Here is a 23,512-nt window from a genome sequence, read left to right as displayed (position 1 = left end):
CCCCTGTACGGGATGTGCCGAACCGGCGTTGAGCAGCGGCGATCGATGGCATCCTGAGGTGTCCACTCCATGCCGGTCGTCGGCGCGGCAGGGCCCTGCGGCGACCGGGCGGCGGCCGGAGGCGTCCCGTGAAAACCACCCGAAGCGGCACACGTGCCCCATCGACGCAGGATCAGTACACCGTCGACGTGTTCACCGTCGTCAACGGCGCACCGGCGCAGTGGCGCGTCGACACCCGCACCACCCTGCTGGAGGCGCTGCGCGACAGCGCCGGGCTCACCGGCACCAAACGCGGCTGCGACCAGGGCGCCTGCGGCGCGTGCACGGTCCACGTCGACGGCGCGCGGGTGCTGTCGTGCCTGATGCTCGCCGCGCAGGCCGACGGCCGGCAGATCACCACCGTCGAGGGGCTGGCCGGCGAGTCGGGCTTGCACCCGATGCAGGAGGCGTTCCTGCGCCACGACGCGTTCCAGTGCGGCTTCTGCACCTCCGGGCAGCTGATGTCGGCGGTGTGCCTGCTGCGTGAGGGCCGCGCCGGCAGCGACGCCGAGATCCGCGAGTACATGTCGGGCAACCTGTGCCGCTGCGGCGCGTACGGCAACATCGTCGCCGCCGTACGCGAGATCGCCGACGGGGCAGGTGCGTGATGCGGGCCTTCGTCTACGACCGTCCCACCGCCGTCGGCGAGGCCGTCGCCGCGGTGGCCGCCGACCCGCAGGCCGCGTTCCTGGCCGGCGGCACCACCCAGCTCGACCTGATGAAGGACGGCGTGTGGACGCCCGACCGGCTGGTCGACATCACCCGCCTGCCGCTGCGCGGCATCCTCGTGGAGAGCCAGCAGCTCAAGGTCGGCGCGCTCACCACCATGGAGCAGCTGGCCGCCGAACCCGTGGTCGCCCAGCGGCTGGCGTTCGTGCGCGAGGCGCTGCTGCACGGCGCGTCGGTGCAGCTGCGCAACATGGCCACCATCGGCGGCAACCTGCTGCAGCGCACCCGCTGCCGCTACTTCCGCGACCCGAGCGTGTCGGCGTGCAACCGGCGCAGCCCCGACTCCGGCTGCGCGGCCGTCGACAACGTCGCCCGCATGCACGCCGTGCTCGGCGTCGACGAGCGCTGCATCGCCCTGCACGCCTCCGACGTCGCCGTGCCGCTGATCGCCGTCGAGGCGTCGGTGCTGGTCGACGGGCCGTCCGGGCAGCGGCGCATCCCGCTGACCGAGTTCTGGGTACGCGCCGACGAGGGCCCCTCCATCGAGAACGTGCTCGGCCACGGCGACCTGATCACCGAGATCGACATCCCGCTGCTGCCGGCCGGCTGGCGCTCGGGCTACCTGAAGGTCCGCGACCGGGCCTCCTACGAGTTCGCGCTGACCTCGGCCGCGGTCGCGCTGCAGATGGACGGCGACATGATCGCCGACATCCGCATCGCGCTCGGCGGCGTCGGCTCGGTGCCGTGGCGGGCCCGCGAGGCCGAGGACATGCTGCGCGGCACCCACGTCGACCCGGTGCGCTTCGAACAGGCCGGCCGGGCCACCATGGCGTCGGCGTTCACCGTGCCCGGCACCGCGTTCAAGGTCGACCTCGCGGTCCGCACCCTGTCCCGGCAGCTGCTCACCATGACGGAGGCACCGCGATGACCGCCACCAAACCCGAACTCGGCACCTGGGTCGGCAAGGGCATCGACCGCGTCGACGGCCCGCACAAGGTCACCGGCACCGCCCCGTACGCCAGCGACGTCACCCTGCCCGGCATGCTGCACGCCGTCGTGGTCACCTCGACCGTCGCCGCCGGCACCATCACGAAGATCGACACCAGTGCCCTGCTGACCCTGCCCGGCGTACGGGCCGTGTTCACGCACGAGAACTTCCCGCGCCTGAACCACTCGCCGGACGTCCTGTTCGGCGAGGCCCCGACCACGCCGATGCAGGACAACCGGATCACCTTCCACGGCCAGGAGGTCGCCCTCGTCGTCGCGGACACCGTGCAGGAGGCCACCGAGGCCGCCCGCCTCATCGAGGTCACCTATGCGGCCGAGACGCCGCTGCTCGACCCCGCCGACGGCAGGCTCGAGACGCTGCCGCTGTCACCGGACACCTCGCGCGGCGACACCGAGGCCGGGTGGGCCGCCGCCGACGTGCGCGTCGGCGCGACCTACCGCACCCCGGAGAACACCAACAACCCGCTCGGGCTGATGGGCTGCGTCGCCGCCTGGGACGGCGACCACCTGGAGATCCACGACACCACCCAGGGCACCATCGCGCTGCGCAAGACCCTGGCCGTCATGTTCGGCGTGCCCGAATCGGGGGTCCGCGTACGCGTGCCCTACCTCGGCGGCGGCTTCGGCGCCGGGCTCAACCAGTGGCCCTACAAGCTGCTCGCCGCCGGAGCCGCCCGGGAACTCGGCCGCCCCGTGAAGGTCATGCTGACCCGGCCGCAGATGTTCCGGCTCGTCGGGCACCGCCCCGACACCGAGCAGCAGGTGCGCCTCGGCGCGGCCCGCGACGGCACGCTCACCATGATCGAGCACCGGGCCACGTCGCTGTCGTCGATCGACTTCCTGGCCGTCGGGCTGATCACCAGCGGCACCCCGCACCTGTACACGTGCCCGAACGTCGCCACCGTCGAGCGCACCGTACGGCTCAACCGCCGCTACCCGACCTCGATGCGCGCGCCCGGCGAGGCCGAGGGCAACTGGGCCGTCGAGACCGCCATGGACGAGCTCGCCCACGAACTCGGCATGGACCCGCTCGAACTGCGGCTGCGCAACTTCGCCACCGCCGTCGACCCGGCCGACGGCAAGCCGTGGTCGTCCAACGCCGTGGTCGAGTGCTGCAAGGTCGGCGCGGAACTTTTCGGCTGGTCCCGGCGCGACCCGCGGCCCTCGTCGATGCGCGAGGGCGACCTGCTCATCGGCTGGGGCATGGCCGCCGCCGGGTTTTTCGCCTACCTGCCGATGTCCCAGGCCCGCGTCACCGTGTACGCCGACGGCACCGCCGCCGTGCGGTCCGCGGCCACCGACCTCGGCACCGGCACGTACACCGTCATCACGCAGCTCGCCGCGGACCTGCTGGGCCTGCACCCGCAGCAGGTCGACTTCCAGCTCGGCGACAGCGACCTGCCCGCCTCGGCCCAGTCCGGCGGCTCCGGCCTGGCGTCCTCGGTGTCCAACGCCGTCATCGACGCCGTGGCGCACCTGCAGGGCGCGCTGCTCGACCTGGCCGGCCCGGACTCGCCGCTGCACGGGCAACGCCCCGAGGACGTGATGTGCCGCGACGGCGCGCTGTGCCGCCGCGACGACCCGTCCGTCCGGGTGCCGATCGCGGACCTGCTCGCCGGGCAGAACCTGGTCGAGGCCTCGGGTGACGGCCGCGTGCGACCGCCGGACCCGGAGGCCGCCGCCATGGCCCAGGCGGGCGCGTACGGGGCCCGGTTCGTCGAGGTCGCCATCGACCCGATGATCGGCCGGCTGCGGGTACGCCGCGTCGTCAGCGTCACCGACGGCGGGCGCATCCTCAACCAGAAGCTGGCCCGCAGCCAGATCATCGGCGCGACCGTCGGCGGCATCGGCCAGGCCCTGTTCGAGGACACCCTGACCGACCCCGGCACCGGCCGGGTCGCCAACGGCACCTTCGGCGACTACCTGGTGGCCGTCAACGCCGACGTGCCCGACGTCGAGGTCGTGTTCGTCGGCGAACCCGACCGGTACACTCCGGCCGGCACCAAGGGCATCGGCGAGATCGGCCTGGTCGGGGTTGCCGCCGCGATCGGCAACGCCGTGCACCACGCCACCGGCCGCCGCCTGCGCGACCTGCCCATCACCATCGACCAGCTGATGATGTGACCAGGTTTGGGCCCCGCCGCGGGCCGGGTAACCCCAAACCATGACAACCAAGACCAAAACCACGTGGCGTGCGTACGAGGTCGAAGGCGAGCTGAGCACCGCCGACAAGAACCGCCTGCCCGAGTCGGTTTTCGCGTTCCCGGAAAGCCGCAAACTGCCGCTGACCGACGCCGACCACGTACGCAACGCCCTGGCCCGCTTCGACCAGGTCAAGGACGTCGACGACGACGACCGCGACCTCGCGTTCGCCAACCTGCTCGCCGCCGCCAAGCACTACGGCGTCGACGTCGCCGAGACCGGCTGGCGCCAACTGGGCCGCAAACCCCACACCCGCAACCCCGCCCACTGACGCCGGACCCGTCGTCGGGCGTGCAGTTTCAGGGAACCTGCACGCCGGAGGTGCGTGTTTCAAGCACTTTCCGGGAGACTGCAACCGTCGCCAGTCCGGTCGTTTGTGGACCGTCGCGAGCGTCGCGGGGTTCTGGCATGATCGGCCGCATGTCGCACCCCTTGCCACCCGGTTCGCTCATCCCCTACACCGCGTACCCGATGCCCGTGCCCGTGCCGGAGGGCCACGGCGTGCTCATCGTGAGCTTCAATCGCGGCCCGTACATCGTGTCCGCGGCGTCCACGTCCAAGCTGAAGATCGACGGGCGGCAGGTGCCGTTCGGTGGCGAGGGCACGTACTACGTCCTCGTGCCGGCCGGGCCGCACGAGGTCAAGGTGACCGACCCGTTCGGCATGCCCATGATCAAGACAGCGCTGACCGTGCACCCCGGCGCGGGACACCAGCTCGCGTTCCGCTTTGGCGGCTGGCGCAACCGGGTCTTCGACGGCCAGGGCGCCGACGTCACCACGTTCGGCATGTGGTCGAACTACCTCATCATGCTGGTGTTCTTCCCCGCGCTGTTCCTGCTGTGCTGCGGCGGCGTCGCCCTGATCTCCGCGCTGGGCTCGTCGGCGTAGCTCACACGGCGGTGAGCAGGCCCGCCAGGTCGGGCAGGTCGACGGCGGCCTCGCCGAGCGGCTGCAGCGGCGTCACCGTGGCGTAACCGTCGGCCAGTAGCGCCATGTCGGTGCCCGGCTCCAGGCGCGCTCCGGTGTCTTCGAGGGCGGTGCGCACGAAACCGCTGCCGCGCTCGGCGATGCGCATCTGCACCTGGCCGAACCGGCCGAACCGGGCCCGGCACAGCCCCCGGACCTGCTCGGCGGGCAGGTCGGGCACGTTCAGGTTGAGCACGGTCTCCTTCGGCAGCCCGTCGAGCAGCCGCAGCAGCGCGACCGCGTACCCCGCGGCGGTGTCCCAGTGCCGGTCGTCGTCGGTCAGGTCGCCGTCGGCGAGGTCCAGGGACACGGCCAGGCCGTGGCAGCCGTAGGTGGCCCCGGTCAGCGCCGCGCCGACGGTGCCCGAGTGCAGCACCGCGGGGCCGGCGTTCGCGCCCCGGTTGACGCCGGACAGCACCACGTCGGGCGGGTCCCCGAACGCGCCCCGGGTGGCGATCAGCGCGGCCAGCGCCGGGGTGCCGGTGACCGCGTACGCGGGCACCCCGTCCAGGTCCGGCAGCTTGCGCTCCTCGACGACGATGCGCCCGTCCTGGGCGACGGCGCTGATCGCGGCGCTGGCGCCGCTGGAGTCGCGGGCCGGGGCCGCCACCACCACGTCGAACCCGGCGGCGGCCGCGGCGAACGCGAGCCGGTGCAGGCCGGGTGCTTCGATACCGTCGTCGTTGGTGATCAGGACCCGGGTCATCGGGCTTCCTTTCGTCGGTGCGGGGGAGCGGGTCACGAGCGCTTCACCTTCTCCGCGAGCTGCTCCGGGGAGGTGTGCCCGCCGCGCTGTTCGGCCGGCGGGGGCGCGGCGGCGCTCGCGCCGGGCAGCGGGGTCAGCGCGACCCGGGTGGTGAACTGGGCGATCACGTCGGCGCGGCCGGTGCCCAGGCCGTGGCGGGTCACGTTGAGCGCCCCGGCGGCCGCGCCGGTGCGGACGGCCTCTTCGAGTTCGCGGCCGCGGGCCAGCATCGCGGCGACGCCGGCGGTCATCGAGTCGCCCGCGCCGCGGTGGTCGGCGGGCTCCAGGCGGGGCAGTTCGACCTGGAGCACCTCGTCGTCGATGAGCACCAGCGCGGGGTGCTCGGCGCGGCTGAGCACGACCGCGCCCGCGCCCTCCTCACGCAGCCGGTGCATGGCCGCGACCAGGCCCGGGATGGTCTCCTCGGTGGCCCGGCCGTCGCGCAGCACCTCCTCGTGCGACACCTTGAGCACGTCGACGCCGCCTTCCAGCACGGCGGTCAGGTAGTCGCCGGACAGGTCCGCGACGACCTTGGTGCCGTTGCGGCGCAGGTCACCGGCCAGCCGCCGGTACACGTCGGGTGGCAGCACCTGCGGGTCGGCGACCCCGGCGAGCATCGCGACCTCGGCGCGCAGCCCTTCGGCGAGTGCGACGTTGTAGAGCTCGTCCTGGTCGTGGCGGCTCAGCGGCTGCCCGGGGGCCTGGGCGATCTCGTTGCGGGTGCCGTCGCGGCGGTCGTGCACGTAGGCGCCGTTGCGGGCGGCGACGTCGATCGCGCCGACCTCCAGGCCCTCGTCGAGGATCAGGTTGCGCACGACCCGGCCGGTCTCGTCGCCGAACGCCGAGCACAGCACGACCCGTACGCCCAAGGATTTGATCATGCGGGCGACCCACACACCCTGGCCGCCGGCATGCAGGTGGATCTCCTCTTCGTCGCCGACCTGCTCGATGGTGACGGTGAGCTGCGGGGACGGTGAGAACACCATGACTGATTCCGGCATGATCAGCGCTTACCCCGGCGGCGGCCGGCTCAATCCTGCTGCCGCCGGAGTTCGATCACGTGTGCGAGGGGGTGAAGGCCTGCCCGGCCTGGCGCAGCAGCGGCACCAGGTCGCGCGGCGAGCCGACGATGACGTCCATCATGGCGGCGACCTGGTCGCCGGTCTCGGGGTTGGACACCCCGACCCGGAACACCTCGAAGCCGCGGTCGGCCTTGGCGCGGTCGGCGAGCGCGGTCAGGGCGGGCAGGTCGCCCAGGTCGTCGCCGAAGTACCAGACGCACCTCAGGTCACCGGTGGCGGCGCGGATGACGCCGCCCTTGTCCCGGCGGATCGGCGGTTTGAGTTCGAGGACCATACGGCCTGGCAGCGGCGACAGGCCGTACTCGGAGGCCCGGTCGCCGCCCCAGCGTTCGACCTGGGCCCGCAGGTGCGGGGCGGTGCGGTAGTGCAGCGCGACCGACAGCCGCTTGTCCTCGACCAGGATGTCGGGGTCGAGTTCGGTGACGGCGCGTTTGGCGACGTCGGCGACCGCGGAGATCCACGGCACGACCTCGGGGTCGGTCCACAGGGTGCCGTCGGGGTCGAGGGACTCCATGCCGTACAGGCCGTACAGGCGCACCGGCAGGCCGCCGAAGTGCTTGCGAAGGAAGTCGACGGGCCGGCCCGACACGACCGCGACGGTGCGGATGTGTTCGGCGATCTCGGCCACGGCCGCCACGACGCCGGGCACCGGTTCGACCCCGGCCGGGTCGTCGCGGATCTCGGAGAGGGTGCCGTCGAAGTCGAAGAAGAAACCGCAGGTTTGACGTCTTTCGGCTGCTATGCGTAGTGCGTCAGTGACGCTCTGCGATTCGATCACTCGCCTACTCTAGGCCACCCGTGACCGCGGGATCACGTGAAGTACACGATCATTCGTGTCCCACCGGTGTAGGGTGTGCGACTCCGTCACGTCCGGCGTCTCCCACCTGCCGATCAGCCTATCGATCACCGCATCGGGCACCGGCGCCGCCCTGGCCGCGTTGCGTGCCCGCAGCACCGCACCCGGCGCCTCCAGCGCCACCACCTCCACCCGCGCCCGGTACGCCGCCGCCAGCCCGATGCACAGCTCCCGCAGCTGACGCGACACGTTCGTCGCGTTCCACGCGAACGAGCGCCCCGCCCGCAGATGCCCGCGCGCCAGCTCGTGCGCCTCCGCCGCGACCGCCCGCTGGTCACCGGCCGGGTCCACGCCCGTCCGCGCCCGGATCTCGTCCAGGCTCACCACCGGCAGCTCCGGCCGGTTCGCCGCCAGCCAGGTGTCCTTGCCGACCCCCGGCAGCCCTGACAGCACCGTCACCGTCAGCCGCGTGTCGTCGAACGCCGCATACCGTGGATCACGGCCCGGCGTACGGAAGTACACGAACCGTGCATGGTCGGAGGCGAACTCCCACGGCCGGTCCAGCACCCCCAGATCCGCGCAGTACTCCCGGAACAGGCCGATGTTCTCCAGCACCGTGTCCGCGTCCGCGCAGACCCGGCCCAGGATGTCCGCGGTGGCCAGCAGCGCCAGGTCGTCGTTGCGCGCGACCAGCGACACCCGCAGCGCGATCTGTTCCAGATCCGGCCGCTCCAGCGCCCAGAACGGCACCTGGTGGTGACGCACCAGTGCCGCCACGTGCTCACGCCACTCGATCGGCGCGCCCGCCTCCCACAGCACCCGCCGCGCGATCAGCTCACCGCGCCGGGAATGCCCGTGCGCGGTCACCCGCCCGTCCTCGTGCCGGGTGCAGTCCGGCTTGGCCACGTCGTGCAGCAGCACCGCCGCGAACAGCCGCACCTGCTCATCACGCGGCCGGTCCCGCCACTGCGGCAGCGCCACCAGCGCCTCGGCCGCCATCCGGGTATGGGTCAGCACATCACCCTCGGCGTGATGCAGCGGATCCTGAGGCACCCCGGCCAGCCGCCGCACCCAGTCGAACTCCCGCTCGACGGCCGCCCAGTCCAGCACCCAGCCCGGCCCGGCCGGGCACAACCGTTCAAAGGCCCGCATACAGCACCTCCGGGTCGGCCAGCCGGTTGGCCACGATCGGCCGGTCCGCCCAGTGCGAGCCGGAGTCCAGCACCGCGGTCAGGAAACTGGCCCGCACCCACTTGTAGCGCTCCACGACCCGGCCGCCCTCCTCGACCTTGAGGTACAGCCCCTCCATCTCGTCGGCCCGGTCGCTCTCGGCCGCCGCCCGCGCCGCATCGACCCCGGCCTCCACCGCCGCGGCCGCCAGACCGTCACGCCAGCCGGGCGTACGGCACACCGACGGCCCCACCAGCCCCGTCAGCTGCTCCAGCCGGTCGAACGGCCCCGCCGCCAGCACCGGCACGCTGCGCACCGGCAGCCCGTCCAGCAGCTCCCGCCGCCGCGGCGTGTCCAGGAACTCGCCCGTCGCCGTGTCCAGCACGTCGAACTCGCAGAAGTAGTGCGGCAGCGCGTCGTAGAAGACCGTGTGCTTGGCGTACATCCACTCCCCGTAGCAGACGTACCGGTCGCCCAGCCGCTCCCACAGCAGCGGCGCGATCGTCGCCGCCCACGACTTGAGCACCGCGAACTGCCGCTCGCGCGGCCCGCCGGACAGGTGGTGCCCGCGCGACTGCAGCCGCAGCACCCCGTCGGCGGTGAAGCTGATCCCGGCGTTCGCGCCGTCGAGCTTCTCCTCGGCGACCACGTGCCGGCCGCGGATACGCGCGAACGGCACCTGGGCCAGGTCCTCGTCGCCGGGCTGCAGGCGCGATCCGGCCAGATGCGGCGTACGCGGATACTTCACGATCACGCCGTATGTTGTAGCCGCCCAGCACCCGCCCGGGCGAACGCTTTATCAACCCGATGGCCCTATCAGAAAAAGCGCAGTAGTCTATTGGACATGGGTGAGACCAAGAGCTTCTACCTCGCCGACGACGTCGTCGCGTACCTCAAAACGCACGAGAACGCCTCCGCCGAAGTGAACCGCCTGGTCCGGCGCAAGATCGCCCAGGACGCGGAGGCCGAGGCCTACCAGCGCCACCACGGCGTGCCGCTGACCGACGACCGCCGCCGCCGCGCCCGCCTGTGGGCCCGCGAACAGCTCGACGCCGCCGCACAGCGCGCCGAGCACGGCAGCGCCGAGCGTGACGAGCTGCGCCGCCGCATGGGCTGGGCGGCATGACCGAACCCGACCACCAGACCGAGATCCCGCCGATCCGCCTCATCCTCGACCCCTCCGCGATCTGCGCGTTCGGGGCCCACGAGACCGTCGGCGAGCTCATCGGCGAGTTCGACGAGCAGGGCGAGCTGTTCGCCGTCACCACCGCGTCCCTGGCCGAGGCCCTCGCCCGCGGCGCCGACGCCCGCCTGCTCGACGTGCTGCGCACCAACGACAACTGCGTGGTGGTCGAGTCCACCGCCGACTGGCCCAGCCTCGGCCGGTTCATGGACCTCACCCGCCCCGGCCACGACCGCCTGCACGAACTCGCCGACTCCGACCTGACCATGCTCGCGGTGCGCACCGACGCGTACATCCTCACCGACCATCCCGAGCGCTACACCGCGATCGTCAGCTCGGTCACCACCATCCAGCTAGAGAAGCCCTGGTCCTGACCGTCGCGCCCCGACGGTCCGGGCCGGTCCCGGAACCGGTATCGCGGCGAGGATTAAACCGTGCGGCAGCGGGTAGACCCGCGCCATGACGGCGACCGGAATCCTGAGCGCAATCCTCATCGGAATCGTGATCGGCACCCTCGGCCGGCTGGTTCTCCCCGGCCGCCAGAACATCGGAGTGATCGCCACCTTCGTGGTGGGAATACTGGCCGCGCTGCTGGGCACCTGGGTGTCGCGGCAGATGGGCTGGGAGAGCATGTGGCCGGCCCGGCTGGACTGGAACTGGGCCGGCTGGCACTTCACCTGGAGCTGGTCCGAGCTGCTGGTCCAGGTGGTCTGCGCGGTCATCGGCATCATCATCGCGATGGCCCTGACCCGCACCTTCATCGCCGACGAAGGCGGCCGCCCCGTACGCCGCCGCCGCCGCAACACCACCACCTGACCACCATCGCCACAAACCCTCCGTGGGGGTAGGGAAGGAAGGGCACCTTCACATCGCCATGCGATGTAGAAGGTGCCCTTCTTAACGCTTGCGGGTCTTCGACGTGCCCGTGAAGCGGCCGCCGCGGTGAGGTTTGGCGGGCTCGGCGCGCGGCCCCGGGATCCGGGCGCTGCCGGCGGACTTCTGCCCGCTCTGCCGCCCCGGCGGCATCACCCCGAACCACTGCCCGACCCCGAACGCCAGCACGACGACGTACACCGCCGCCCACACCGCGTCCAGGTGATCCCCACGCCCGACCGCCGGGCCCGCGAGCAGCGCCACCACCAGCACCACGACCGTGAGCAGCCGCCACCACGACAGGTCGTTGCCCGCCGACGTGCCGCCCAGCGGCGTCAACGCCACCCCCCACGGGCGGCGGCGCAGCGTGAAGCTCGACGGCCAGATCCGCCCGCGGCCCTCCACGTCGAGCACGGCGACGCCGGCGCGGCGGCGTACCAGCACCCGCTGCTCCCCGGTCAGCTCCCGCAGCCACCGCTCCCACACGACCCGCTGGTTCAGCAGCGGGGCGCTGCCGCGCTGCAGCACCGCCCACACGGCGTACCCGGCCGGGGTGGCGTCGAAGTCGGACGTTCGGCCGACCGCGTCGGCGACCCGGACGGCCCGGCCGCGCTGCTGGGCCTGCGGGCTCTGCGCCAGGTGCAGGGTCAGCCGGGCCGGCCACGGCGGCGCGCCGGCGGCGAGCATCCACTGCCCGAGCCGGATCAGCCAGGCCAGCGCGAGCAGCAGCCCGAGGGGCACCAGCAGCGCGGCGTACCCGACGGGCCCGGTCCGGTACAGGAACGGCGCGGCGGCGGACAGCCCGAGCAGCGCCACGACGGTGGCCGTGACACGGTACGGGGCGGAGACGGGTCGGGTCACGACCCGCACGGTAGCGCGCCGGTCAAACGGGACCCGCCCGGGTCAGGGCCGCGGCGACATCAGGTTGCGGCGCGACAGCACACCCAACGCCAGCACCGGCAGGCCCAGCAGCAGCCACAGCGGCCGCCCGGCCCACCACGCCCACGACTCGACCTCGCCGACCCGTTCCACGCTGTAACCCTCGTTGCCCAGCACGTACGCGTCGATCAGCCGGCTCTGCGAGCGCGGCTCCAGCTCCTGGTAGAACAGCGTGAGCCGGCCGCGTTCGTCGCGCCCGGCGGCCCGCCAGGTCGCCCCTTCGCAGTAGAAGTCGGCCCGGGGCCCGCGCCGCCAGATGGTCCCGTGGCGGCAGTCGGCGTCCATGACGGCGACCTGGGCCCGCTCGCCGTACCGGCCGATGTGGTCGGCGGGCGCGAACTGGCGCATCGCCACCCCGGACAGGCCCCAGCTCAACCCGGTCGCTCCGGCCGCGATGACCACGGCCAGGGTGATCGCGGCGATCCGGCGCGGCCGGGCCGACCCGCGCGGGGCGGCGCCGAGCAGCGCGTACCCGAACGCGATCGCCGGGACCGCGATGTTGACCATGGTCAGGCCGACGCCGGCCAGCGAGTTGGTGCACAGCACGAGCACCAGCCCGGCCGCGCCCAGCGCTCCGACCAGCAGGCCCAGCCCGGCGACCGAGCTGGCCGCGACGTCGAGCGGCGTGTTGTCCGCGGCCTGCCCGGTGGCCGACCGGCCGTTCTGCTGCGCCATCGCTGTCCCTTCGACCGCAACACTGTAGAACCCGCACGGCCGCTGGTCATCTGGGGATTGGACGGTATGGTCCGACGGCCCGCGCGTGGACGTCAGAGCCAGTCGACGCCCTGACCGTGCGGCATGGTGAAGGCGACCGGCCGGCCGTCGACGGCCAGGACGAACCGGCCGGGCGGGGCCGGGCGGGGCAGCCGGTCGGCGACCTGCGGGACGACCCGGGGCGCCTCGTTGCTCAGCCACACCGTGCCGGGCCTGCGCCGGGTCAGCTCGGTCAGCTGTCCGGTGAACCGGTCCACGCCCGCCGCGTCGAGGTAGGCGAGCACCGCGGTGTGGAACACGACCAGGGTCGCTGCGGCGGGGGCCTGCTCGGCGAGTCGCGGCAGGGCCTCGTTGAGGTCGCCGCGTACCAGCAGCGGCGGGTCGGCGGCGGCGATCGCCGCGGCGGCGGTCAGGCGCTCGCGCCGGTCGTGGTGCTCGGGCCAGATCAGGCTTTCCAGCCAGCGCACGTCGGCGGGGTCGGTGACGTCGAGCGGGTTCAGGTCGATGCCGGCGCGCCAGACGACGTGCGGCAGCCGGTCCGGGACCGGTGTCGGGCCGTCGACGGTGCATGCGAGCAGCGGCCCGCCGGCGGGGCCGATCGGGTCGCGGTCGCCGTAGCGGTACCGGAAGCGGTCCGGGTACAGGCACAGTCCCGCCGACGCGCCGACCTCCAGCAGCGCGAGCGGCTGCGGCAGCGCGGCGAGCACGGGCAGCAGCAGCGCGCACCGCGCGGCCTCGTTGGTCTGCGTGCTCCGGGCGAGCATCTGCTCGCGTGCCGCGGGCCAGTGCTCGAGCAGCCAGCCCCGGAAGGCCGGGTAGTCATCGACGGGGCCGCCGAGCAGGCGGACCGCGCCGAGCAGCAGGTTGGGCTGGCGTTTGGCCAGCGGCAGCGTGCCGAGCAGGGCGAGCACCTCGGCGTCGGCGGACACCGCGCGGCACAGCCGCTCGTAGGCCGGGGAGCGGCCGGCGGCCTCGTTGACCGCGAAGTCGTGATAGGTCCGGGCGAGGGCCTCGTCGCTGCGGGGGATGCCATGCACGGTCGTACCGTAGGCCGCCGGCGGGGCGGCGCGCATCGTGATCAGGATGACAGGCGGTGGTACGCGAGCAGCTTGGTCAGCAGCGCGGCCAGTTGTGCGCGCTCCTCGCCGTCCAGCGGTGTGAGCAGCCGCTGCTGTACGGCGGCGAGCTGCTCGTCGAGCGCGGCCAGTTGCCGGCGTCCGGCGTCGGTGACGGTGACGACGTTGCGGCGCCGGTCGTCGGGGTCGGGGGAGCGCTGCACATACCCCCGGGCGGCCAGCTCGTTGATGGCGGCGACCAGGTCGGACAGGTGGATGCCGCTGCGCCGGCCGAGGTCGGCCTGGCTGGCGGGGCCGTACTCGTCGAGGGTGGCCAGCACCCGGTAGTGGTAGCCGCGGGCCTCGACACCGGCCAGCCCTTCGCTGACCAGGCGTCCGGCGTGGGCGGCGGTCTGCGTGAGCAGCCAGCTGGGCAGGCCGGTCAGCCGGGTGGGCTCGGTGGTGTCCATGTGATCACCCTAACAAATCGTTGGTACCCCTAACGAAAAGTCGTTTGGCCACCTAACGTTAGGCGCACCAACGATCGACCTCAGGAGCCCGACCATGATCAAGCCGTTCCGCATCGACATCCCGCAGGCCGACCTCGACGACCTGACCGACCGGCTCGCCCGCACCCGCTGGCCCGACGAGGTCGCCGACGCCGGATGGGACTACGGCTTCCCGCTCGCCCGACTCCAGCAGCTGGCCGAACACTGGCGCACCGGCTACGACTGGCGCGCCCACGAGGCCGCACTCAACAAGCTCCCGCACCACACCACCGAGATCGACGGCCAGAACATCCACTTCGTACACGTGCGCTCGGCCAAGCCGGACGCGCTCGCGCTGATCCTCACCCACGGCTGGCCCGGCTCGTTCCTGGAGTTCCTGGACGTGATCGAGCCGCTGTCCCGCGACTTCCACCTGGTGATCCCGTCCATCCCCGGCTACGGCTTCTCCGGCCCGACCCGGGACCGCGGCTGGGACCTCGCCCGGATCGCCCGAGCCTGGGCCGAACTCATGAACCGTCTCGGCTACCAGCGCTACGGCGCCCAGGGCGGCGACTTCGGCGCGGGCATCTCCCTGGCGCTGGGCGCGGTCGCACCCGAGCAGGTCGTCGGGGTACACGTCAACTACCTGCCGACCCGCCCGGACCCCGACGCCCGCCTCGACCTGTCCGAGGCGGACCAGGCCCGGCTCGACAAGGTCCGGCACCTGATGGCCAACCGCCCGCCGTACCAGGCGCTGCAGGCGCTCACCCCGCAGACCATCGGCTACGCGCTGACCGACTCCCCGGTCGGGCAGCTGGTCTGGATCGCCGAGCGGTTCGCGCAGTGGACCGACCCCCGCTCACCGGTCAGCGACGAGCGCATCCTCACCGACGTCTCCCTGTACTGGCTGACCGCCACCGCGGCGTCGGCGGCGCGGCTGCACCACGACGCCGCCCGCGGCCAGGCCCTGCCGTGCCGGGCGCCGGTCGGCGTGGCCGTGTTCGCCCACGACATCACGCAGTCGGTACGGCCGCTGGCCGAGCGGCTGTACGACATCAGGCACTGGTCGGAGTTCGACCGCGGCGGCCACTTCGCCGCGATGGAGGTCCCGGACCTGCTCGCCGCCGACGTCCGCGACTTCTTCCGCACCCGCCTCGACCGGCGCTGACCGCCGGACGCGCAGCTCAGCCGGAGACGGCGGCGGTGGACGACGACGCGATGCCGCCGGTGATCGCGGCCATGACGGCCATGTTCATGGCGTAGATGACCTTGCCGACGGCCGGCGCGGCCCACTCGCCCTCGGCCAGCTCCATGACGCGGTGGCGCATGTCGTCGTGATTGACCTCGGGGAAGTAGTGCCGGTCCAGCATCATGGTGTGGCTCAGCGCGAGCAGGCTGACCGAGTCGCGGTCGGGCTCGGCGATCCGGTTGACCACGTTGCGGACCCGGTCCACCAGCTCCTTCTTGACCGCCTGGTCGGCCAGGGGATAACGCGGCCGGTGGAACACACCCATCACCCGGTGGTCCTCGCGCCGCAGCACGCCCTTGTCGACGAGGTTGTCCAGCAGCCGCTGGCGGTGGTGCGGGGAGGCCAGGTGGTAGATCCACCAGTCGGGCGCGTGGCCCTTGACGTCCTCGCCGATCTCCACGAGCGCGGCGTCCTGTGACGGGTCGCCGGTGGGCGTATGGTCGGCGACCTGCACGTGCCCGTGGTGGATCGCGATCCGGCCGGCGTTGGCCAGGCTGAGCAGGACCGCGCCCTCGATGCCGCAGTCGAGGTGGTTGATGGGCACCAGCGGCCTGCCGGTCGCGTCGTCATAACTGAGCAGGACCAGCTGTTCGGCCAGCGAGAGCTCCATACGCCGAGTTTAGGCGCTTTGACCTCATATGAGGGCCGCTACCGGGCCGCGGCGTCCCGGAACGCCGCAGGTCCGCCGGGGCGCGGGTTCACCCGAGCAGGGTGCCCTCGTCCAGCCGGCGCAGCCACCGCCGCACCTGGGCCCGCCCGCGCAGGCGGACCACGGCGACGTGCTCGCCACGCTGCTCCAGCACCGCCGCCACCCGCAGGCCGGGCTTGCGGTGGGTACGCCACGCCCAGCGGATCACGTGCTCGGGATCGGTGAACAGGGTGTGCAACGGACCCTCGGTGTTGCCGTTCCACAACTCCTCGCGCCGCCACCTGCGGCGTACCGTGCGCCGGGTGACCTGCCACATGATCAGCGGGCGCGGATGGTCCAGCCAGACGACCGTGTCGGCGCTGCCGGACAGCAGGTCGCCGAGCTTGTCGCTGTACTGCCACTCGGTCACCCAGCGCGGCTGTTGCGTGAACGCGGCGACCTCGGCGGCGAAACTCGGCCGGGGCACCCAGTCCGGCCCGTGGTGCAGCGCATCCAGCTCGACCCGGGGCAGCCCCAGCGCCGCGGCGATCGCCGCGCACAGCGTGGTCTTACCGGCCCCCGACGTGCCCGCGACCAGCACACGCCTGGGAACCCACGGCAGCGGATCGGCAACGGTCAGCAACGGCACCGCGCGAGTCTAACCCGCAAGATCCCCCGCCGCGCCCCCGCCATGATCCCGACGATCTTGCGCGAACTGTTGGCGATACGCCCGGAACGAGCGTGTCGTCCCCACCGTTCGCGCAAGATCGCCGGGGGAGTGGGTCAGCGGACCTCGAGGAGGTCGACGACGAAGACCAGGGTGTCGCCGGGCTTGATGACGCCGCCGGCGCCGCGGTTGCCGTAGGCGAGCTTCGCCGGAATGATCAGCTGGCGGCGGCCGCCCACCTTCATGCCGGCCACGCCCAGGTCCCAGCCCTGGATGACGCGCCCGCCGCCGAGCGGGAACGTGAACGGGGAGCCGCGGTTCCAGGAGGCGTCGAACTCCTCGCCGCCGTCGAAGGTCACGCCCACGTAGTGCACGACGACCTGGCGGCCGGGCACGGCCTCGTCGCCGGTGCCGACGATCAGGTCGGTGATCACCAGGTCGGTCGGGGCCTCGCCCCCGGGGAACTCCACAGTCGGTTTGCTCAAGGTCATAAGAGCCATCCTAGGCGGGGTACGGAGAACGTTGTCAGCGCAGCGCCGCCGTCGAGCCGCGGACCACCAGTTCCGGGCGGAACATGTACTCGCTGTGCGGGGCGGCGTACCCGCCGATCTCGTCGAGCAGCGCGCGCACCGCGGCCTGGGCCATCGCCCGCACCGGCTGGCGCAGGGTGGTCAGCGGCGGGTCGGTGTACGCCATCAGCAGCGAGTCGTCGAACCCGACCACCGACACGTCCTCAGGCACGGACAGCCCGTTGGCGCGCACCGCCCGGATCGCGCCGAGCGCCATCAGGTCCGACCCGCACAGCATCGCCGTCACACCCCGCTCCAGCAGCCGCAGCGCGGCCCCGTGACCGCCCTCGACCCCGAACGGCGCGATCTCGATCAGCTCCTCCAGGTCGCCGTCGTACAGCCCCGCCATCGCCGCCTGATAGCCGGCGACCTTGCGCCGCGTCGGGGTGTACCGGCGCGGCCCGCACACCAGGCCGATGCGCCGGTGCCCGAGCGAGGCCAGGTGCGCCACCGCCAGTTCCGCCGCGCCGTGCTCGTCACACGACACGAACGGCGCCGCCACCCCCGGCAGGAATCCGTTGACCAGCACGAACGGCACACCGTCGGTGGTCAGCCGGTGGTATCGGGCCGGGTCGCCGTCGGCGGCGGCGTGCATGCCGGACATGAACACGATCCCGGCGACGTCACGCTCGCGCATCATGTCGACGTACTCGTCCTCGCTGACCGTGCCCGGGGTCTGCGTGCACAGCATCGACGTGTAGCCCTGCTGCGCCAGCGTCGACTCGGCGATCTGCGCGAACGCCGGGAAGATCGGGTTGTCCAGCTCGGGCAGGATCAGCCCGACCAGGCCCGCGCCGGTGCGGTGCAGGTGGCCGGGCCGCTCGTAGCCGAGCACGTCCAGCGCCGTCAGCACCGCCTGCCGGGTGCTGGCCGACGCGCCCGGCCGGTCGTTGAGGACCCGGGACACCGTCGCCTGGCTGACCTGCGCCTGGGCGGCGATGTCGGCCAGGCGCGCGCGCGTCTGCGTACCCACCTCAGCCCTTCGTCCCGCCGGCGGTCAGGCCGGACACCAGGTGGCGCTGGGCGTACAGGAAGACCAGCCCGGCGGGCACCGTGACCAGCACCGCGGCGGCGGTCAGGTACTCCCACTGGGCGTTGAACTGCGGCACGAACTGCTGCATGCCGTACGCGAGGGTGAACCTGTCGTCGGTCTGGATGAACGCCGACGCGTACGCCACCTCGCCCCACGCGGTCAGGAACGTGTAGAACGCGGTCACCGCGATGCCCGGCCGGGCCAGCGGCATGATGACCCGCCAGAACGTCTGGAACGGCCCGCACCCGTCGATCGAGGCGGCCTCGTCCAGCGACGTCGGGATCGAGTCGAAGTAGCCCTTGAGCATCCACGAGCAGAACGGCACCGCGATCGTCAGGTACGCGATGACCAGCGACGCATGCGTGTTGATCAGCCCGAGCGTGGCCATGATCTGGTAGATCGGCACGATCAGGATGGCGACCGGGAACATCTGCGTCACCAGGAACACCATCATCAGCTTGCGCCGGCCCGGGAAGTTGAACCGCGACAGCGCGTACCCGGTCGTCGCCGACATCAGGATGCCGATCACCATCGTGACCACCGCGATGATCACCGAGTTGAGCATCCAGGTGCCGAAGTTCGTCTCGAACAGCACGTACTCGTAGTTGCCCAGGGTCGGTTCCTTGACCAGCGACAGCTCGCTGCTCTGCACCCACTGCTCGGGCTTGAACGAGCTCAGCACCACCCACACGATGGGCGTCAGCGCGATCAGCGACGCGACGATCAGCGTCGCGTGCAGGCCGAGCGAGGCCAGCGGGCTGCGCTTGGCACGGCTGGGCTTGTTGGCCTGCGGGGCGGGTGCGGACTGCCCGGCCGTCGTGCCGGGGGCCATGGTCATCGTCATGTCACCACACCTCGCCTTGCTTGCGCAGCGCCCGCCGGTAGAACACGGAGAAGACGAGCAGGATGGACAGGATCAGCACGCCGTACGTCGAGGCCAGCGAGTAGTTGCGGATGCCCTCGAACGCCGCCCGGAACGCGCCGGTCACCAGGATCTCGGTCTGCCCCGCGGGGCCGCCGCCGTTGACCAGGAAGATGATCGGGAACATGTTGAACGTCCAGATCGTGCCGAGCAGCAGCACAGTCATGCTGACCGGGCGCAGGCCGGGCAGCGTGATGTTGACGAAGCGCTGCCACGGGGTGGCGCCGTCGATCTCGGCGGCCTCGTACTGCTCGCCGGGGATGGTCTGCATACCGCCCAGCAGGGTGACCATCATGAACGGCACGCCGAGCCAGATGTTGGTGATGATCGCGGTCAGCAGCGAGGTGCGCCAGTCGGCGAACCAGGCGACGCGCTCGATGCCGACCGACTCCAGCACCGAGTTGATCAGGCCGAAGTTCTCGTTGAACATGAACCGCCAGGCGAACGCGGACACGAACGCCGGCACCGCCCACGGCAGGATCAGCAGCACCCGATAGACGCCGCGGCCGCGCATCGGCCGGTTGAGCAGCACGGCCAGGCCCAGCCCGATGGCGTAGTGGAACACCACGCAGCCGACGGTCCACAGCAGCGTCACGCCCAGCCACTGCCAGAACTTGCCGATCTTGCCGCTGAGGATGTTCGTGTAATTGTCGAGGCCGACGAACTCCCACGCGTTCGGGTTGGCCTTGCACTGCTCGGTGCCGGTGATCGACTTGCTGCAGATCTCGGCGAGCTGGTTGGCCTCGGTGAGGTTCGTGAACGACAGCACGATGCCGCGGCCGAGCGGATAGAAGATCAGGACGCCGAGCACGATGACGACCGGGGCGACCATCACCCAGGCGTACCAGTGCTTGTCCCAGCTGCGGCGAAGCCGGCCGGGTCGTCGGGTCTCACGCGGCGGGGGGCTGGTCCGGGCCGGCGTGGCGGTGTCTGTGCTCACGGGCGTGCTCCGAGTGGGGTGAAAAGGGGCGCAAGGGAAAGGCCCTGAGGCCGGCCCCCGTGCGGGGACCGGCCTCAGGTGAGGGTCAGGACGCCGTGTAGGCGGTGACGACCTCGGTCTTGTACGTGTTCGCGACCCCGTCGAGGGACGTCTTGACGTCCTTGTCCTGGATCAGGACCTCGGTGGCCATCGTGTCGAGCGCGACGAAGAACTGGCCGCCCTCGGGGATCCACGGGCGGGCCACCGCGGAGGCCACGACCGGCTGGAACGCCGCGATGACCGCGTTGTTCTTCACCTTGTCGATCTCGTAGGCCGACTTGCGGGTCGGCAGCAGGCCCAGCTTGTCGGCCAGGAACGCCTGCGACTGCGCCGAGGACATGAACTTCACGAACGCGATGGCCGCGGCGGCCTTGTCCTGCGCCATGCCGGAGTACAGCACGTAGTTGTGGCCGCCGACCGGCGCGCCGGCCTTGGCCGAGCCCGCCGGAACCGCGGCGACGCCGAGGTTCTCGATGCCGCCGAACGCCGGGGCGGTACGGACGTTGTTGACCTCCCACGGGCCGTTGATGATCATGGCGACCTTCTGCTCCTTGAACAGGGTCATCATGGTGCCGTAGGAGTCCTTGGCCGACGGCGGCTTGACCGCGGCGCCGGACTTGACCAGGTCGGCGGCGATCTTGATGCCGGCGACGTTGGCCTCGGAGTTCACGACGATCTTCTTCGCGGCGGTGTCGACCAGGTCGCCGCCCTCGCCGTAGATGAACGGCAGCAGGAAGTAGCCGCCGGCGTTGATGAACAGGCCGTCCGTGCCGGTCTTGGCCTTGATCGTCGCGGCCGCGGTCTTCACGTCGGCCCAGGTCTTCGGAGCCTCGGCGATACCCGCCTTGGTGAAGATCGCCTTGTTGTACATCAGCGCGAGCGAGTCGGTGACCTGCGGCACGCCGTAGGTCTTGCCCTCGAACTTGTTCGCCGACATCGGGGTGGCGAAGTAGTCCGACTCGTCGGCCAGCAGCTCGCTGCCGTCGAGGTTGTACAGGTAGCCCAGGGAGGCGAACTCCGGCACCCACGCCACCTCGGCGCGCAGGATGTCCGGGGCGCCGGACTTGGCCGCGGCGGCGGTCTTGAACTTGTTCTGCGCGTCAGCGAACGGGACCGACTGGTAGTTGATCTTCACGTTCGGGTAGCTCTTGTTGAACTCGGTGATGAGCTCCTTGAACGCCGGGCCCTCGTTGGCGGGGTCCGACGTGTCCCACCACGTCAGCTCGGCCGACAGGGCCGCGGGGTCGGTCTTGGTGGGTGCCTCGGTCGCGTCGTTGCCACAGGCCGTCACCGCGAGTGCGATGGCAGCGGAGGCAAGAACGGCGATCCCTCTGGCGGTGCGACGCATTATTCGCTCCTCGGGGGTATGCCTGTCCTTCCAGCGCGCGACGTTAGCAAGAAGTTTCTGATTCAGAAAGTCCTTGCGGCTTTTCCCGCAACGCCGTTACCAAAAGGCGTCAACAAACCCGTCAAATCGCCACAATATGCATGCGTGACGCCGTTCACAGCCTTGTGATCTACTGAAATCAATTGGCAGACCTTGCTAACAGTTTCAGCAGGTGGGCGAATCGGCTGTCGCCGCCCCCACCGGACGTGACACAGTGCACCGATGCGCGACCCCGGTCCCGAGGATCTCCGCCAGGCCCTGCAAGGCCTGCAAGCCGCTCTCCGCCCGCACCTGGCCGCTGACTGGTCCCTGCCGGCCGGGCCGCTGGACTGGAACTGTCACGACACCGCCGCACACATCGCCCACGACCTCACCGCGTACGCGACCCAGCTCGCCGCCGCCCCCGACGACGCCTACCTGCCCTGCGACCTGACCGTGCGGCCCGCGGCCACCCCGGCCCACCTGCTGCAGATCATCACCGCCGCGGGTGGGCTGCTGACCGCGATCCTCGACACCGCCGACCCCGCAATACGCGCCTGGCATTGGGGACCCTGCGACCCGAGCGGCTTCGCCGCCATGGGCATGGCCGAGACGCTGCTGCACACCCACGACATCACCCGCGGCCTTGCCCCGTCCTGGACCGTGCCCGGCGAACTCGCCGAGCTGATCCTGCACCGGCTTTTCCCCGATGCCCCGCCCGGCGACCCCGCGGCGGTGCTGCTGTGGTGCACCGGCCGCGGCGAACTACCCGGCCACCCGGGCCGCACCACCTGGAGCTGGCGCGCCACCAGGACCTGACCGGATCGCTACGTCGATCGGCCGCCAGTGCGATTTTCCACTGACGCGTGACGTCACGGGGTCCGCCCCATACCGTTGCCCGATGAGCGCCGAATCCGTCAAAGCCCTGCTGTATCAACGGGGTGCACAGACCATCGACCACCCCGGCGGCAGCCTCTGCTCCCACCTGGAGCGCGTCCACGACCGGCTCACCGCCCACGCCCTGCCCGAATGGGTCGCCCTCGCCGGACTCGCGCACGCCGCCTACGGCACCGACGGCTTCGATACCGCGCTGCTCACCCTCGACGAACGCCCCCTGCTCCGCGCCGCCGTCGGCGACAAGGCCGAACAGCTCGTCCACCGGTACGCCGCCTGCCTGCGCAAAGCCACCTGGCGGCCGCTGGCCCAGACCCGGCAGCTGCACGACCGCTTCGACGGCACCGTCTACACCCTCACCGCCGCTGAGCTGCGCCCCCTGGTCGATCTGAGCATCGTCAACGAACTCGACCTGTGCGAGCAGTCACCCGACTTCGCCGCTCGCTACGGCGGCTACTTCCGGGAGGTGTTCGAGTCCTGGGCCGAACTGGCCACCCCGGCCGTGCTCGCCGACGCCCGCGGCGTGCTCGGCCGCTGAACCGGTCACGGCCGGCCGCGATGGCGCGCCCATTCCGCCGCCAGGATCGACATCACCGTCGCGTCGACCCAGCCGTCGCCGTCACGCAGCACCTCACGTAGCACTCCCTCGGCGACGAAACCCACCTTCTCGTACACCCGCCGCGCCCGTGGATTGAACGCGAACACCTCCAGTTCGATCCGGTGCAGGCCCAGCCGCTCGAAGCCGTACCCGAGGAACATCCGGACGGCCTCCGTGCCCAAGCCCCGGTCCCGGCCCGACGGGCCGAGCAGCACCCGGAAATTGCAGCTCAGGCTGACTTTGTTCCACTCGTTGAACACCACCTCGCCGACACACCCGTCCGTGGTGCGGTCCACCACGGCCAGATCCAGCCGGTCCGGCTGGGCGTTGCGTGTTCCGTACCAGCGGCGCAGGATCTTCTCCTGCTCGGCTTCGTCCTCGTCGGCCGTGCTTCCGGTCAGCCGGATCACCTCCGGGTCGACCAGCGCGGCACGAATGCCGTCCAGGTCAGCGTCGATGAACGGGCGCAGTACGACCCTCTCACCGGTGAGAGTCGGCTTGATGGAGAATTCGGCGGTCGGTTGGTCGATCATCCCGCGATGATGGCGAGGTGCGGCCCCGCCACGCAAACGGTGAATGGCTCCTGCCTCCGGCAGAGGCTGACACCATCAATAACGACTATGTGGCGTCAAGGTGCTGTGTGGTGTATGTCGGGTATGTCTTGTGGTCGGGGTGATC

The 23,512-nt window shown here is 71.5% G+C and carries 28 protein-coding genes; 11 read left to right on the top strand and 17 right to left on the bottom strand.

All coding sequences use genetic code 11. The features are described 5' to 3' along the window. Positions 1–128: 128 nt before the first annotated feature. From Cco03nite_RS17245 to Cco03nite_RS17225, 5 genes are all read left to right on the top strand, one after another. Positions 129–647 carry a (2Fe-2S)-binding protein gene (locus Cco03nite_RS17245; RefSeq protein ID WP_373314266.1) on the top strand — a complete coding sequence of 173 codons (519 nt, stop codon included), beginning with the start codon at positions 129–131 and terminating at the stop codon, positions 645–647. Then, on the top strand, positions 647–1,636 hold the full coding sequence (locus tag Cco03nite_RS17240; RefSeq protein ID WP_203693125.1) for an FAD binding domain-containing protein: 990 nt from the start codon (positions 647–649) through the stop codon (positions 1,634–1,636). The genes Cco03nite_RS17245 and Cco03nite_RS17240 overlap by 1 nt, the downstream gene beginning before the upstream one ends. Next, entirely contained in the window at positions 1,633–3,840 is a 2,208-nt protein-coding gene (locus Cco03nite_RS17235; RefSeq protein WP_203693124.1) for a xanthine dehydrogenase family protein molybdopterin-binding subunit, read from the top strand. The genes Cco03nite_RS17240 and Cco03nite_RS17235 overlap by 4 nt, the downstream gene beginning before the upstream one ends. Before the next feature lie 40 nt (positions 3,841–3,880). Continuing rightward, a complete protein-coding gene (locus Cco03nite_RS17230) occupies positions 3,881–4,189 on the top strand; it encodes a DUF6582 domain-containing protein (RefSeq protein ID WP_203693123.1) in 309 nt (102 codons plus the stop codon). Positions 4,190–4,338: 149 nt separating this feature from the next. After that, entirely contained in the window at positions 4,339–4,806 is a 468-nt protein-coding gene (locus Cco03nite_RS17225; RefSeq protein WP_239167444.1) for a hypothetical protein, read from the top strand. A 1-nt stretch (position 4,807) separates the two neighbouring features. Here Cco03nite_RS17225 and surE read toward each other — a convergent pair whose 3' ends face one another. The 5 genes from surE to Cco03nite_RS17200 are packed head-to-tail and all read right to left on the bottom strand — an operon-like array spanning position 4,808 to position 9,431. After that, positions 4,808–5,590 (bottom strand): 5'/3'-nucleotidase SurE, encoded by a 783-nt coding sequence (gene surE, locus Cco03nite_RS17220; protein ID WP_203693121.1) that lies wholly within the window; start codon positions 5,588–5,590, stop codon positions 4,808–4,810. Between the two features lie 32 nt (positions 5,591–5,622). Then, positions 5,623–6,630 carry a 1-phosphofructokinase family hexose kinase gene (locus tag Cco03nite_RS17215; RefSeq protein WP_239167443.1) on the bottom strand — a complete coding sequence of 336 codons (1,008 nt, stop codon included), beginning with the start codon at positions 6,628–6,630 and terminating at the stop codon, positions 5,623–5,625. 55 nt (positions 6,631–6,685) lie between these two features. Next, entirely contained in the window at positions 6,686–7,489 is an 804-nt protein-coding gene (gene otsB / locus Cco03nite_RS17210) for a trehalose-phosphatase (protein ID WP_239167442.1), read from the bottom strand. 9 nt (positions 7,490–7,498) lie between these two features. After that, entirely contained in the window at positions 7,499–8,659 is a 1,161-nt protein-coding gene (locus tag Cco03nite_RS17205; protein ID WP_203693120.1) for an AAA family ATPase, read from the bottom strand. Next, entirely contained in the window at positions 8,646–9,431 is a 786-nt protein-coding gene (locus Cco03nite_RS17200; RefSeq protein WP_203693119.1) for an RNA ligase family protein, read from the bottom strand. Before Cco03nite_RS17200 ends, Cco03nite_RS17205 begins: the two co-directional genes overlap by 14 nt. Positions 9,432–9,521: 90 nt before the next feature. On the opposite strand from Cco03nite_RS17200, the gene Cco03nite_RS17195 reads away from it, so the two are divergent. The 3 genes from Cco03nite_RS17195 (at position 9,522) to Cco03nite_RS17185 (ending at position 10,676) form a co-directional block, all read left to right on the top strand. Then, positions 9,522–9,803: a hypothetical protein gene (locus tag Cco03nite_RS17195; RefSeq protein WP_203693118.1), complete on the top strand. Its 282-nt coding sequence runs from the start codon at positions 9,522–9,524 to the stop codon at positions 9,801–9,803. Further along, positions 9,800–10,234, top strand: a complete 435-nt coding sequence (locus tag Cco03nite_RS17190) for a hypothetical protein (protein WP_203693117.1) — start codon at positions 9,800–9,802, stop codon at positions 10,232–10,234. Before Cco03nite_RS17195 ends, Cco03nite_RS17190 begins: the two co-directional genes overlap by 4 nt. Before the next feature lie 85 nt (positions 10,235–10,319). After that, positions 10,320–10,676 carry a GlsB/YeaQ/YmgE family stress response membrane protein gene (locus tag Cco03nite_RS17185; protein ID WP_203693116.1) on the top strand — a complete coding sequence of 119 codons (357 nt, stop codon included), beginning with the start codon at positions 10,320–10,322 and terminating at the stop codon, positions 10,674–10,676. An 81-nt stretch (positions 10,677–10,757) separates the two neighbouring features. On the opposite strand, the gene Cco03nite_RS17180 is transcribed toward Cco03nite_RS17185, so the two are convergent. The 4 genes from Cco03nite_RS17180 to Cco03nite_RS17165 form a co-directional block, all read right to left on the bottom strand. Beyond that, on the bottom strand, positions 10,758–11,594 hold the full coding sequence (locus Cco03nite_RS17180; RefSeq protein WP_203693115.1) for a hypothetical protein: 837 nt from the start codon (positions 11,592–11,594) through the stop codon (positions 10,758–10,760). A gap of 42 nt (positions 11,595–11,636) precedes the next feature. Beyond that, positions 11,637–12,347, bottom strand: a complete 711-nt coding sequence (locus Cco03nite_RS17175) for a hypothetical protein (RefSeq protein WP_203693114.1) — start codon at positions 12,345–12,347, stop codon at positions 11,637–11,639. A 92-nt stretch (positions 12,348–12,439) separates the two neighbouring features. Then, entirely contained in the window at positions 12,440–13,423 is a 984-nt protein-coding gene (locus tag Cco03nite_RS17170; RefSeq protein ID WP_373314265.1) for a DUF2332 domain-containing protein, read from the bottom strand. Positions 13,424–13,464: 41 nt separating this feature from the next. Next, on the bottom strand, positions 13,465–13,911 hold the full coding sequence (locus tag Cco03nite_RS17165) for a MarR family winged helix-turn-helix transcriptional regulator (protein WP_203693112.1): 447 nt from the start codon (positions 13,909–13,911) through the stop codon (positions 13,465–13,467). A 94-nt stretch (positions 13,912–14,005) separates the two neighbouring features. Here Cco03nite_RS17165 and Cco03nite_RS17160 point away from each other — a divergent pair, with 94 nt between their 5' ends. Next, positions 14,006–15,097: an epoxide hydrolase family protein gene (locus tag Cco03nite_RS17160; RefSeq protein WP_203693111.1), complete on the top strand. Its 1,092-nt coding sequence runs from the start codon at positions 14,006–14,008 to the stop codon at positions 15,095–15,097. Between the two features lie 16 nt (positions 15,098–15,113). Here the strand turns inward: Cco03nite_RS17160 and Cco03nite_RS17155 are convergent, their stop codons facing one another. From Cco03nite_RS17155 to Cco03nite_RS17125, 7 genes are all read right to left on the bottom strand, one after another. Continuing rightward, positions 15,114–15,788, bottom strand: coding sequence for a GOLPH3/VPS74 family protein (locus Cco03nite_RS17155; RefSeq protein WP_203693110.1), 675 nt, complete (start codon positions 15,786–15,788; stop codon positions 15,114–15,116). A gap of 88 nt (positions 15,789–15,876) precedes the next feature. Continuing rightward, complete coding sequence (locus Cco03nite_RS17150) at positions 15,877–16,455, bottom strand: P-loop NTPase family protein (protein ID WP_203693109.1); 579 nt, start codon at positions 16,453–16,455, stop codon at positions 15,877–15,879. Positions 16,456–16,589: 134 nt separating this feature from the next. Beyond that, positions 16,590–16,964, bottom strand: coding sequence for an FKBP-type peptidyl-prolyl cis-trans isomerase (locus Cco03nite_RS17145; protein ID WP_275412049.1), 375 nt, complete (start codon positions 16,962–16,964; stop codon positions 16,590–16,592). A 34-nt stretch (positions 16,965–16,998) separates the two neighbouring features. Continuing rightward, the gene (locus Cco03nite_RS17140) at positions 16,999–18,015 is read right to left on the bottom strand and encodes a LacI family DNA-binding transcriptional regulator (protein WP_203693108.1); all 1,017 of its coding nucleotides are present in this window, start codon (positions 18,013–18,015) and stop codon (positions 16,999–17,001) included. Position 18,016: 1 nt separating this feature from the next. Continuing rightward, a complete protein-coding gene (locus Cco03nite_RS17135; protein ID WP_239167449.1) occupies positions 18,017–18,907 on the bottom strand; it encodes a sugar ABC transporter permease in 891 nt (296 codons plus the stop codon). A 13-nt stretch (positions 18,908–18,920) separates the two neighbouring features. Next, positions 18,921–19,937: a carbohydrate ABC transporter permease gene (locus tag Cco03nite_RS17130; protein WP_203693106.1), complete on the bottom strand. Its 1,017-nt coding sequence runs from the start codon at positions 19,935–19,937 to the stop codon at positions 18,921–18,923. Positions 19,938–20,022: 85 nt separating this feature from the next. Further along, positions 20,023–21,324 (bottom strand): extracellular solute-binding protein, encoded by a 1,302-nt coding sequence (locus Cco03nite_RS17125; protein WP_203693105.1) that lies wholly within the window; start codon positions 21,322–21,324, stop codon positions 20,023–20,025. Between the two features lie 261 nt (positions 21,325–21,585). Here Cco03nite_RS17125 and Cco03nite_RS17120 point away from each other — a divergent pair, with 261 nt between their 5' ends. Next, entirely contained in the window at positions 21,586–22,161 is a 576-nt protein-coding gene (locus Cco03nite_RS17120; RefSeq protein ID WP_203693104.1) for a maleylpyruvate isomerase N-terminal domain-containing protein, read from the top strand. An 82-nt stretch (positions 22,162–22,243) separates the two neighbouring features. After that, on the top strand, positions 22,244–22,774 hold the full coding sequence (locus Cco03nite_RS17115) for a DUF6817 domain-containing protein (protein ID WP_203693103.1): 531 nt from the start codon (positions 22,244–22,246) through the stop codon (positions 22,772–22,774). A gap of 5 nt (positions 22,775–22,779) precedes the next feature. Here Cco03nite_RS17115 and Cco03nite_RS17110 read toward each other — a convergent pair whose 3' ends face one another. Beyond that, positions 22,780–23,367, bottom strand: coding sequence for a GNAT family N-acetyltransferase (locus Cco03nite_RS17110; RefSeq protein ID WP_203693102.1), 588 nt, complete (start codon positions 23,365–23,367; stop codon positions 22,780–22,782). Positions 23,368–23,512 lie beyond the last annotated feature (145 nt).

Source organism: Catellatospora coxensis (genome assembly GCF_016862635.1).
GTDB classification, from domain to species: Bacteria; Actinomycetota; Actinomycetes; order Mycobacteriales; family Micromonosporaceae; genus Catellatospora; species Catellatospora coxensis.
The sequence above is the reverse complement of the archived record's forward strand: the minus strand, read 5'-3'. Positions and strand labels throughout refer to the sequence as shown.

What these genes read in the sequence shown, in the direction of transcription:
- Cco03nite_RS17240 (WP_203693125.1), top strand. Translation starts at nt 647, where the DNA reads ATGCGGGCCTTCGTCTACGACCGTCCCACCGCCGTCGGCGAGGCCGTC.
- Cco03nite_RS17235 (WP_203693124.1), top strand. Translation starts at nt 1,633, where the DNA reads ATGACCGCCACCAAACCCGAACTCGGCACCTGGGTCGGCAAGGGCATC.
- Cco03nite_RS17230 (WP_203693123.1), top strand. Translation starts at nt 3,881, where the DNA reads ATGACAACCAAGACCAAAACCACGTGGCGTGCGTACGAGGTCGAAGGC.
- Cco03nite_RS17225 (WP_239167444.1), top strand. Translation starts at nt 4,339, where the DNA reads ATGTCGCACCCCTTGCCACCCGGTTCGCTCATCCCCTACACCGCGTAC.
- surE (WP_203693121.1), bottom strand. Translation starts at nt 5,590, where the DNA reads ATGACCCGGGTCCTGATCACCAACGACGACGGTATCGAAGCACCCGGC.
- Cco03nite_RS17215 (WP_239167443.1), bottom strand. Translation starts at nt 6,630, where the DNA reads ATGCCGGAATCAGTCATGGTGTTCTCACCGTCCCCGCAGCTCACCGTC.
- Cco03nite_RS17205 (WP_203693120.1), bottom strand. Translation starts at nt 8,659, where the DNA reads ATGCGGGCCTTTGAACGGTTGTGCCCGGCCGGGCCGGGCTGGGTGCTG.
- Cco03nite_RS17195 (WP_203693118.1), top strand. Translation starts at nt 9,522, where the DNA reads ATGGGTGAGACCAAGAGCTTCTACCTCGCCGACGACGTCGTCGCGTAC.
- Cco03nite_RS17190 (WP_203693117.1), top strand. Translation starts at nt 9,800, where the DNA reads ATGACCGAACCCGACCACCAGACCGAGATCCCGCCGATCCGCCTCATC.
- Cco03nite_RS17185 (WP_203693116.1), top strand. Translation starts at nt 10,320, where the DNA reads ATGACGGCGACCGGAATCCTGAGCGCAATCCTCATCGGAATCGTGATC.
- Cco03nite_RS17175 (WP_203693114.1), bottom strand. Translation starts at nt 12,347, where the DNA reads ATGGCGCAGCAGAACGGCCGGTCGGCCACCGGGCAGGCCGCGGACAAC.
- Cco03nite_RS17165 (WP_203693112.1), bottom strand. Translation starts at nt 13,911, where the DNA reads ATGGACACCACCGAGCCCACCCGGCTGACCGGCCTGCCCAGCTGGCTG.
- Cco03nite_RS17160 (WP_203693111.1), top strand. Translation starts at nt 14,006, where the DNA reads ATGATCAAGCCGTTCCGCATCGACATCCCGCAGGCCGACCTCGACGAC.
- Cco03nite_RS17155 (WP_203693110.1), bottom strand. Translation starts at nt 15,788, where the DNA reads ATGGAGCTCTCGCTGGCCGAACAGCTGGTCCTGCTCAGTTATGACGAC.
- Cco03nite_RS17145 (WP_275412049.1), bottom strand. Translation starts at nt 16,964, where the DNA reads ATGACCTTGAGCAAACCGACTGTGGAGTTCCCCGGGGGCGAGGCCCCG.
- Cco03nite_RS17135 (WP_239167449.1), bottom strand. Translation starts at nt 18,907, where the DNA reads ATGGCCCCCGGCACGACGGCCGGGCAGTCCGCACCCGCCCCGCAGGCC.
- Cco03nite_RS17125 (WP_203693105.1), bottom strand. Translation starts at nt 21,324, where the DNA reads ATGCGTCGCACCGCCAGAGGGATCGCCGTTCTTGCCTCCGCTGCCATC.
- Cco03nite_RS17120 (WP_203693104.1), top strand. Translation starts at nt 21,586, where the DNA reads ATGCGCGACCCCGGTCCCGAGGATCTCCGCCAGGCCCTGCAAGGCCTG.
- Cco03nite_RS17115 (WP_203693103.1), top strand. Translation starts at nt 22,244, where the DNA reads ATGAGCGCCGAATCCGTCAAAGCCCTGCTGTATCAACGGGGTGCACAG.
- Cco03nite_RS17110 (WP_203693102.1), bottom strand. Translation starts at nt 23,367, where the DNA reads ATGATCGACCAACCGACCGCCGAATTCTCCATCAAGCCGACTCTCACC.